The organism is Acidiphilium sp. PM, from assembly GCF_000219295.1.
Lineage (GTDB): Bacteria > Pseudomonadota > Alphaproteobacteria > Acetobacterales > Acetobacteraceae > Acidiphilium > Acidiphilium multivorum.
On the sequence record NZ_AFPR01000254.1, the window covers coordinates 1 to 4,592 of the forward strand.

Annotated in this window: 6 protein-coding genes; 3 read left to right on the top strand and 3 right to left on the bottom strand. The window is 72.1% G+C overall.

The window, feature by feature from the left end; translation table 11 throughout:
- From APM_RS10765 to APM_RS10775, 3 genes are all read left to right on the top strand, one after another.
- The coding region (locus APM_RS10765; RefSeq protein ID WP_007423402.1) for a type VI secretion IcmF C-terminal domain-containing protein at positions 1 to 639 on the top strand (639 nt) is incomplete at its 5' end.
- Between the two features lie 13 nt (positions 640 to 652).
- Entirely contained in the window at positions 653 to 1,174 is a 522-nt protein-coding gene (tagF, locus tag APM_RS10770) for a type VI secretion system-associated protein TagF (RefSeq protein WP_241763140.1), read from the top strand.
- On the top strand, positions 1,171 to 1,890 hold the full coding sequence (locus APM_RS10775; protein WP_012039805.1) for a PP2C family serine/threonine-protein phosphatase: 720 nt from the start codon (positions 1,171 to 1,173) through the stop codon (positions 1,888 to 1,890). The genes tagF and APM_RS10775 overlap by 4 nt, the downstream gene beginning before the upstream one ends.
- Positions 1,891 to 1,897: 7 nt before the next feature.
- Here APM_RS10775 and APM_RS10780 read toward each other — a convergent pair whose 3' ends face one another.
- The 3 genes from APM_RS10780 to APM_RS10790 all read right to left on the bottom strand — a co-directional run.
- Positions 1,898 to 2,452 carry a membrane integrity-associated transporter subunit PqiC gene (locus APM_RS10780; protein ID WP_007423405.1) on the bottom strand — a complete coding sequence of 185 codons (555 nt, stop codon included), beginning with the start codon at positions 2,450 to 2,452 and terminating at the stop codon, positions 1,898 to 1,900.
- Entirely contained in the window at positions 2,452 to 4,077 is a 1,626-nt protein-coding gene (locus tag APM_RS10785) for an intermembrane transport protein PqiB (protein WP_007423406.1), read from the bottom strand. The genes APM_RS10780 and APM_RS10785 overlap by 1 nt, the downstream gene beginning before the upstream one ends.
- Positions 4,070 to 4,592 (bottom strand): paraquat-inducible protein A (locus tag APM_RS10790; protein WP_007423407.1); only part of this gene is annotated, 523 nt, incomplete at its 5' end. The genes APM_RS10785 and APM_RS10790, both read right to left, overlap by 8 nt.

Sequence of the window (4,592 nt, forward strand, 5' to 3'; positions counted from 1 at the left end):
TACCCGTTCGATGCAAGTGCCGCCTCGGGCATTCCGCTTGCCGATTTCGCCCGTCTCTTCGCGCCGGGCGGCGTGATGGACAATTTCTTCAACACGCAGGTGCGGCCCTTCGTGAACATGACCGGGCAGGTATGGACGGTGCAGCCGGTGAACGGCGTGGCGCCGCCGGTCAGCCAGGGGGCCGTCGCGGAATTCCAGCGCGCGCAGGAAATCCAGCAGATGTTCTTCCTGGGCGGCACGCAGCCCAGCGTGCAGTTCACGGTCACGCCCGCCGGCCTCTCGGCGGGCGCGGCACAGGTCGTGCTGCAGCTTGGCGGCGTCGATGTCAGCTACGCCCACGGCCCGACGGTGCCGACCTCGGTGAACTGGCCGGGTGCCACCGGCATGCAGACGGCCCGGCTGATCATCACGCCGGCCGCCGGCGGCACGCCGGTCACGCTTCAGGCCAGCGGTCCCTGGGCGGTGTTTCGCCTGTTCGGCATGGGGCGGCTCACGCGTGACGGCAGCTCCGCCCGCTACACCCTCACCTTCGATCAGGGGGGCATGCAGGCGCGCTTCACGCTCGAGGCGGGGTCGATCTTCAACCCGTTCGCGCCGGGCGTGCTGAACGACTTCCGCTGCCCGAGCCTCAAAGGATGAAGATGTGGCGCGGGTGAGCGGCTTTTACGGCAAGATTCCGGCGCGCGGCGACTTCGTCGGCGCCGGCCTGCCGCGGGCTGTGGTCGACGCGTTCGATGGCTGGATGCGCGCGAGCCTCGAGGCCAGCCGCAACGCGCTGGGCGATGACTGGCAGGCCTGCTGGATGGAAGCGCCGGTCTGGCGATTTGCCGCGCCGGTCGCGGGCGTGCCGCTCGGTGGCGTGTGGCTGCCCAGCATCGACCGTGTCGGGCGCGCCTTTCCGCTGGTGCTCGCGACCGATGCGGCCTGCGCCGGCTCCGCCTGGCTCGACGCGGTCGAGGAGATCGGCATCGCCGCCGTCACCGCGGATGTGCCGCCGGATACCTTCGCCGCCCGTCTGGCAGATCTCCCGCCCGATCCGTGCGAGCCGGCATATGGCTGGTGGTCGGCCGGGGGGCCGCATCGCGGTCCTGGCCGCATCGCGGTCGCCGGCTTGCCCGACCCCGCCGGTTTCGCGGCGTTCCTGCGCGATGAGGCCGGGGAGACGGTGCGATGATCCCGCGCGCCGTGACCTGGGCGGAAACCCATGTCGGCGCGGTGCGCAGGCACAACGAGGATGCCTATCTCTGCCGCCCCGATCTCGGCCTCTGGGCGGTGGCGGACGGTGCCGGGGGGCATCAGGCGGGCGAGGTGGCCTCGGGGATGATCGTCGCCGGGCTGGACCGCCTCGAGCCGGGGCTGACCGCGGCCGAATTGCTGCCGCAGGTGCGGGGCGTGGTGAACGAGACCCATCACGCCCTGCTGCACGAGGCGTCCCAGCGCGGCCCGCGCGCGGTCATCGCCTCCACCATCGCGATCCTGATCCTGCGCGATGACCATTTCGCCTGCCTCTGGGCGGGGGATTCGCGCGTCTATCTGCTGCGCGGCGGCGAGTTGACCCAGCTGACCCGCGACCATTCGCTGGTGCAGGCGCTGGTGGACGAGGGGCGGCTCACGCCCGAGGCCGCCGAGCACCATCCCCAGGCGAACGTGATTACCCGCGCCGTCGGCGCCGACGACGCGGATCTCGAACTCGACAAGGTGATCGGCCGGATCGAGCCGGGGGACCGGTTCCTGCTCTGCTCGGACGGGCTGAGCAAGACATTGCCCGAGGCGGAAATCGCCGCCCTGCTCGGTTCGCCGGACGGCGTGCCGCCGCCGGAACTGCTGATCGCGGCCACCCTCGCCCGCAAGGGCAACGACAACGTGACGGCCGTGGTCGTCGCGGTCTGACCGCCCCTCACCGTGAAAGCCGCGCCGCGATCCGGTCGGCGAGCCGGCCGAGCGCGACGCTCATGGCGTGCGCTTCCGCCGCCGCGCCTCCGCCGCAACGCTCGGCGATGCGCACCCGCCCAGCCGCCACGGCCTTGCCCGCCCGCACGCCGCGCCAGTCCGCGGCGAGCTCGACATGGCCCGGATGCGGCATGAACTCCGTCACCTCGACATGCACCAGCAGCGCCGCCCGCGGGACGGGATCGCCGGGCATGGCCACGCGCCGCTCCGGCAGGCGGCGCGCCAGGTCGCGTGCCAATATGGCCTGCGCCTGTCCCGCCAGCGGGGCGGTCCATCGCGCCCGCCGCGAGACGGCGCGCGTGTTCGGGCCGGTCGCGGTGGTCAGGTAGATCCGGTCGATCGTCGGCGGCATCAGCACGTGCGCCACCGCGATCGCCGCTCCACGGGTGTGGAATGTCGGCCCCGATGTCGGCGATAGCGCGAGATAGATGGTCCGCTGGCCGGCGCAGCCGGCAAGGCCGAGGGTCAGGGCCATCGCGAGTGTGGCGATCGTTCGGGTCATCAGCGTCCCTTGCCGAGGATCAGCGCATTGGGATGCGCGTTCAGTTCATCGACCAGTTCGCGCAGCGCCCGCGCGGCCCGGCCGAGTTCGTAGAGCGTATGCGGCATCGTCTGCGACTCCGGGGCGTTGGCCGCGCTGCCCTGGGCGCCGATCATGCCGCGCAGATCGCGCAGCGCTTCATCCGCCTCGTTCGCTGTCCGTCGCAGGTCGGCGAGAAGGTGCGGCGCCTGGCCGCGCGTCGTGCGGGTGATGGCCGCGACGTTCGCGGCGGTTTGCGCGAGCCGCTTCAGCGCGGCCCGCGTCCGCGGCGCCCGGCTGAGCGCGGCGAGACGCGCGCTGACGGCATGGAGGTTGGCAAGAATGCCGCCGGCTTCGGCCATGAGCCGGCCGATCGAGCCGCCGGCGACGGCTGGAACCGCGGGCGGCGCGCCCTTGCCGAGCGTGGCCGGCGTTGCCCCGCGCATGATGGCGAGGGCGAGTTCCTGCTGGCCGATCACCGGTGTCGCGCGGGCGAGGTGGGCGCGCAGCCCCCGGTGGATCAGGCGCGCGAGCATCGCGTTCATCTGCGGGCGCGGATGCCGCAGGTTCCACGTCGCACCGGCAAGGCCGATCCGCGACGGATCGAGCGCGAAGCGGACCGTGCTCCGTATCGCGCCCGCGCGCGGCGCGTAGGCCATGGCCACGCCGGTCACCGCGCCGACCGTGGCGCCCTCCAGCGTTACCGGCGCGCCGACCGTGAGGCCCCGTGGCCCGCCTGGCAGCACCGTTCTGTAGGCGACGGCATGCGGGCCCGGCGCGTCGCGCGCCGCGGCGGCGCTGGGGTAGAGGCGGAAACGGGCGCCGTCGATGGCCTGGCGGCCGCCGGGCGGCGTCGTCACTCCCAGCGCGCCGGAGACGAGCGCGGGCACCGACTGCATCGCGAGGCGGGGGCCGCCGCCGGAAGCCGTCACCCGTACGCCGCCGGCGTTCCAGAAGCGGCTGCGCGTGGTGATCAGGCGCTGGTAGCGCCGGCTGATGAAGGCGCCGATGGCAAAGCCGCCGCCGTTCGGACTGAGCGCGATCTTCCGCACGGTTCCGATCCGGAACCCCTTGTAGAAGATGCCCGCGCCGGTCGAGATGTTGCCCTTCTTCGCCGCCGTGAGCATGACCGTCAGTCCGGCCTTCGCGGGATTGACGGCTGGCGCATGGGCGAGGCCGGCGGCATGATGCCGGATCGGCCCGTTCCGTGGCGCCACCGCGATATGCGGACCCGCGATCACCGATTTCAGCGAGGCAAGGTTGCCGAAACTGACGTGCCGCCCGGCGATCCAGTATCTGGTGCCGCGCCCCAGATGTCCGTCCATGTCGGGGTCGAAGCGCAGGCGCACCTTCATGGCGGCGAGCGAGGCATCGAGATGCACGCTGACCACATGGCCCACCGTCGCGCCGCGATAGGTCACGTCGGTGCCGCCGGGCCTGATGCCGCCGGTGATCGGGAACGTGACGACGACTTCCGGGCCGCGCGTCGCCAGTGCCGCGACGCCGAGCCAGGCGACGATGAGCGCCGCGGCCACCGGAACCGCCCAGATCAACCCCGGCCAGCGCGTGCCACGGAAGCGGGCCTCCGGCGCGTCCGGATCAGCCATGGGCCGGCTCCCGTGCGGCGATCCAGATGCGGCGGGGATCGAGCGCCCGCGCGGCCAGCATGGTCAGCACGACGACGGCGAGAAAGGCCGGCAGCCCGTCGGCGACATCGATGCTCAGCAGGCCGGAGAGGTGCAGCAGCGGCAGGAACACGGCGACGGTGAAGACATCGATATGCGACCATCGGCCGATCTCGACGATGAGGCGGCAGACATGCCCCTTGAGCCGCAGCCGCCGGGTGGAATGGCGGTGCGAGGACAGGATGATCCAGGCGATGCCGAACAGCTTGATCAGGGGAATTGCGACGCTGGCGGTGAAGATGATGAGGCCGAGCGGCCACAGCCCGGCCTGGAACAGCTTCATCACGCCGGAGAGGATCGAGTGCGCATGCGCGGTGCCGGCGCGCATGTCGATTTCCATCGGGTAGAGATAGGCGATCGGGTAGAAGATGAAGCCGGCCAGGGTGAGGGCGAGGGCCTGCGCCGTGGCGTGGGGGCGCTGGCGCCAGAGCGTCGCG

Bases quoted from the DNA above. Each gene is read 5' to 3' on its own strand.
- APM_RS10775 (WP_012039805.1), top strand. From the start codon at position 1,171: ATGATCCCGCGCGCCGTGACCTGGGCGGAAACCCATGTCGGCGCGGTG.
- APM_RS10780 (WP_007423405.1), bottom strand. From the start codon at position 2,452: ATGACCCGAACGATCGCCACACTCGCGATGGCCCTGACCCTCGGCCTT.
- APM_RS10785 (WP_007423406.1), bottom strand. From the start codon at position 4,077: ATGGCTGATCCGGACGCGCCGGAGGCCCGCTTCCGTGGCACGCGCTGG.